This window comes from Petralouisia muris, assembly GCF_004793545.1.
In the GTDB taxonomy this organism is placed as follows: domain Bacteria; phylum Bacillota; class Clostridia; order Lachnospirales; family Lachnospiraceae; genus Petralouisia; species Petralouisia muris.
The window spans coordinates 1-4,173 of record NZ_SRYA01000161.1 but is presented as its reverse complement, the minus strand read 5'-3'; the positions used below and the strand labels follow the sequence as shown (position 1 = coordinate 4,173).

Annotated in this window: 5 protein-coding genes and 1 pseudogene; 3 read left to right on the top strand and 3 right to left on the bottom strand. The window is 43.5% G+C overall.

Annotated features, from left to right (window positions below; translation table 11 throughout):
- The 3 genes from E5329_RS28465 to E5329_RS28455 form a co-directional block, all read left to right on the top strand.
- Positions 1 to 716 (top strand): hypothetical protein (locus tag E5329_RS28465; RefSeq protein ID WP_135992488.1); only part of this gene is annotated, 716 nt, incomplete at its 5' end.
- A gap of 675 nt (positions 717 to 1,391) precedes the next feature.
- Positions 1,392 to 1,562, top strand: a complete 171-nt coding sequence (locus tag E5329_RS28460; protein WP_016287952.1) for a hypothetical protein — start codon at positions 1,392 to 1,394, stop codon at positions 1,560 to 1,562.
- The gene (locus tag E5329_RS28455) at positions 1,555 to 2,190 is read left to right on the top strand and encodes a Fic/DOC family protein (protein ID WP_135992487.1); all 636 of its coding nucleotides are present in this window, start codon (positions 1,555 to 1,557) and stop codon (positions 2,188 to 2,190) included. Before E5329_RS28460 ends, E5329_RS28455 begins: the two co-directional genes overlap by 8 nt.
- Before the next feature lie 97 nt (positions 2,191 to 2,287).
- On the opposite strand, the gene E5329_RS28450 is transcribed toward E5329_RS28455, so the two are convergent.
- From E5329_RS28450 to E5329_RS28445, 3 genes and pseudogenes are all read right to left on the bottom strand, one after another.
- The gene (locus E5329_RS28450; RefSeq protein WP_275443857.1) at positions 2,288 to 3,694 is read right to left on the bottom strand and encodes a recombinase family protein; all 1,407 of its coding nucleotides are present in this window, start codon (positions 3,692 to 3,694) and stop codon (positions 2,288 to 2,290) included.
- Between the two features lie 12 nt (positions 3,695 to 3,706).
- Complete coding sequence (locus E5329_RS31360) at positions 3,707 to 3,904, bottom strand: hypothetical protein (RefSeq protein ID WP_275443856.1); 198 nt, start codon at positions 3,902 to 3,904, stop codon at positions 3,707 to 3,709.
- Positions 3,871 to 4,173: pseudogene (locus E5329_RS28445) on the bottom strand (recombinase family protein); the annotation flags it as partial. The pseudogene E5329_RS28445 and the gene E5329_RS31360, both read right to left, overlap by 34 nt.

Sequence of the window (4,173 nt, the reverse complement as noted above, 5' to 3'; positions counted from 1 at the left end):
GTTATTATATGACACAAAATCGCTATTTATATAGCAACAGGCTTGCTTTGCTTTTAGAAAAAGAAGGAGTGCTGGATGATATAAAGCTACGTATAAACACATATTTTGACGAGTTTATTATTGATGAGGTTCAGGATATTGCTGGGCGCGATTTCACATTTTTAGAGAATCTTATGGAAAATCCGTTGAATATGCTTTTTGTAGGTGACTTTTATCAACATACATTCGATACCAGCCGGGATGGCAAAGCGAATGGGACTTTATTTGATGACAAGAAAAAGTACGAAGCACGATTTACGAAAAAAGGATTTTTAATCGACAATACAACCTTACAGAATAGCTGGAGATGCAGTAAAACTATTTGCAATTATATTAACGACCATATTGGAATTGAAATATCATCAAATCGTCCTGCAGAAGATGACACCGCAATCGAATTTGTAGACGATGAGAAAAGAATAATGTCAATACTCGCAGACAAAAATATTATTAAACTTCACTATCAAAATGGGGCTAAGTTTGGTTGCTGCCACAAAAATTGGGGCGAAACAAAGGGAGAGGATCATTATAAGGATGTATGCGTGATGTTAAATAAAACTACCGCCAAGAAACGTACTGCTGGTAAGTTATTGGAACTGCCGCCACCCACCAAGAATAAACTATACGTAGCAATTACACGTGCAAGAGGAAATGTTTATTTAGTAAATGATTTTTAGAAACTTGAAGCCTCAGTTTCCCTGACTAATCATCGCCAGCAATGAGAACACGGGTTATTACAAAGATATCCTTATAATTGCGTAAATCGTGGTAGATTATATCAACATAAACCGCGTCGTCCTGTGTGAGATAAAGCATATAGTAACGGTGTCTTATGAGATAAATATAAGCAGCATTGTTAAAGTGCTATTATTTTATTTTTTGCTTTTTGACATTTGTATTGGAATTTTCGTCCTATCCCGGAACAGGAATTCCAATGTTTGAGACTTTAGTGCGAATTAGTGTTGGGCTCGACCGATGCATTCCTTTTGCAGAGGTCTGCATGGTCTAACTGGAATTCGTCCAACTTTCTCCGTACGGGCTACTACGATCGCTCAGATGGCTACATCTACGCACGTGTCACGCATGGCTACTGGTGGTCGTTTGCCGCTGGTTCTGATACGTTTGGTCACCGCTTGAGTACGTACCCGACGAATGTCGGTCCTCAGAATAACTATTACCGCGGGGACGGTTTTGCCGTTCGCTGTGTGGTACGAGAGGGGTGAGAGAGAAAAATACTATCAGCCATACGGTTAACCGAATCGCTTTAAGTCCGGGAGGAAACTATTATAGTGGTATTTATCCATAAAATGTGGTATACTAAATATAATCTTAGATTGATTGGAGGAGTTTATATGACAGTAGATGCGGCTTGGGATTATGCCATTGGTATGATTAAAGTTGACGGGCTTGAGCCCACAGAAGATTTCAAAAAATATATTGAATTGGAAAAAAACGGGCAAGCTACTACGGAAGATTTAAAGAAATATCTGGACAAAAAATATAAGGTAAAGCAGGATGCTTGATCCATATGTATATCCCGGAACTAATATCCTTAGGAATATCTTAGGTATTCAAGATCGGCAGATGCTGGATGATGCAGAGGCAGATTATGTTTCCCTTCGTTTAAGAGAGCTCGCTGAGAATCCATTAGAAGGGAGTTATGATGTTGGTCATTTGGCCAAAATGCATAAATATATCTTCCAGGATATTTACGAATGGGCTGGAAAAATCCGCACAATCAACATAGAAAAAGAGGAACCTGCATTAGGTGGTTTGTCTATAGAATATTCAGACAAGGCAAAAATTGAGGGCGATTTGTCTGACGCCTTAAAGAAGATGACATCACGTTCTTGGGCCAGCCTATCTTTAGATGGCAGGGCAAAATGTTTTTCAGAAGATTTAGCGGCAGTATGGAAAGTACATGGTTTTCGTGAAGGCAATACCAGGCTTGCCGTGACTTTTTGTTGCCAGTTTATTGAGGCGCAAGGAATCTCCATTGACCGAACAATTTTTGAGAAACATAGCACGTACGTCCGGACTGCGCTTGTCGCTTACTCAGCAGTATTCCACGATTTAGGGGATTTATCTAAGAAAGAATACTTGGAAAGAATCATCAGAGATTCTTTGGAACATGCAAAAAACACTGTGTAAGGAATAAAACTTTAAAAAGCCCACGGAATCAATCCCGCAGGCTTTATATGACTAAGTTACTCACAGCCGGGCTGTGCATTATTAAAGTGCTGTTGTATTATTTTTTCTTTTTGTTTTTTGGCATTTGTATCGGAATTCTCGTTCCATCCCGGAACAGGAATTCCAATTTTTCATCGGCGTATACGGTCACGGATTCAACCATAGAGCTCCATAAATCATCGTCGAACTCATCCAAAATATCCCCACATCCTCGCAGTTCATCCAGGCAACGGCGGATTTGCTCTTTCCTTCCCGATTGCTCTAAAATCTCTTTTTGTATGGCCTCGATTTCCTCCTCAGCCTTTTTACATTCTGTATCCAGCTCAGAAAAGTGCCGGTTGTATTCCTCCTGGTCTTGAATCTGCCTTGTGTTTTCTTCCATATAAAGGCGGAGGCTGTTCATCAGATGGCTATGCTTGTTTTGAGCTTCAGCCAGCTTCCTTTCCAATTTGCTGGTATCAGCAAGTAGCGGCAGCATTTCCTCAAACCGGGCAATATACTGTTCTTTATTGCCGAGCATCCGGTTAAACGCTTCCACGAAGGCTGCTTCGAGGGTCGCCTCGTCCAAATTCGGAGTAGAACAGGCCGTTTTTTCTTCATATTTTTGGTTGCAACGCCAAATGTATTTACGGTGTTTACTATTGCTGTGCCAAACTTTCCGGCCGTAATAACCGCCACAATCCCCACAGATAACCTTTGCCGCAAACGGATTGCTGCGGTGCAGCTTATGGCGTTCTGGACGCCGCCGTTCAATCTCTTTTTGCACCAGGTCAAAAGTTGCCGGGTCAATGATGGCCGGGTGCGAGTCCTTAATATAGTATTGCGGTATCTCGCCACAGTTTTTCTTGACGCGTTTGGTTAAGAAATCGGCAACATAGGTTTTCTGGAGCAGGGCGTCCCCTTTGTATTTCTCGTTTTGGAGAATGCTCATAATTGTCGAGACTCTCCAATTTTCCTTGCCCATTGGCGTTGGTATACCCTGTTTTGTGAGGTGGTCGGCAATCATCCGGACAGTCTGCCCTTCTAGAAACAGTTGATAAATCTTGCGGATAATTTTCGCCTCATCCTCTACAATCTCCAAAATACCATCCTCGCCCTTCTTGTACCCAAGGAAGTGTTTATAGGCAAGGGAGAACTTCCCTTCCTCCATGCTGCGGCGCTTTCCCCAGGTAATGTTCTCGCTGATGGAGCGGCTTTCTTCCTGTGCCAAACTGCTCATAATCGTAATCATGACTTCACCTTTGGCGTCTAAGGTGTAGATATTTTCCTTCTCAAAATATACTTCCACATTCCGCTCCTTTAGCTTGCGGACGGTCGTCAGGGTATCTACTGTATTGCGGGCAAAACGGCTGATAGATTTGGTGAGGATCAGGTCAATTTTGCCATCCAGTGCGTCTGCCACCATCCGGTTAAACCCCTCACGTCTTTTAGTGTTCGTGCCGGAGATTCCTTCGTCTGCGTACAGGCCGACAAATTCTCATTCCGGGTTGCTTTGGATATGGCGGGTATAAAAGTCAACCTGTGCCTCATAACTGGACTGCTGTTCGTCTGAATCTGTAGACACACGGGCATAAGCCGCTACGCGCCGTTTTTGCTGCATCGTTGCATCTATGGCATTCTGACGCAGGCTGGCGCGGCTCTCTATCTTTTGGACTTTTCTTGTAAATGCCAGCATTCTTCCTCATCTCCTTTCCTTTTTTGCCTGATAACCTCCAGCTGACGTTCCCGCGCTTTCTGCCTCATTTCCGGCGTCCAGCTTTCCCGGCGGGATGGATGCCGCCAAGTGACGCTTTCCATATGGCCATCATGGAAAACGTAGACCAGGCAGTTGTGCTCCGGCACTAATATCTCATCAATATCCCGGGTCAGTTCCTCCCGTCCCCAGCCGCCATACCCCAAAACCTCGGAAGTCTTAGCGATGAGTATGTCTTCCGGAATCCGCTG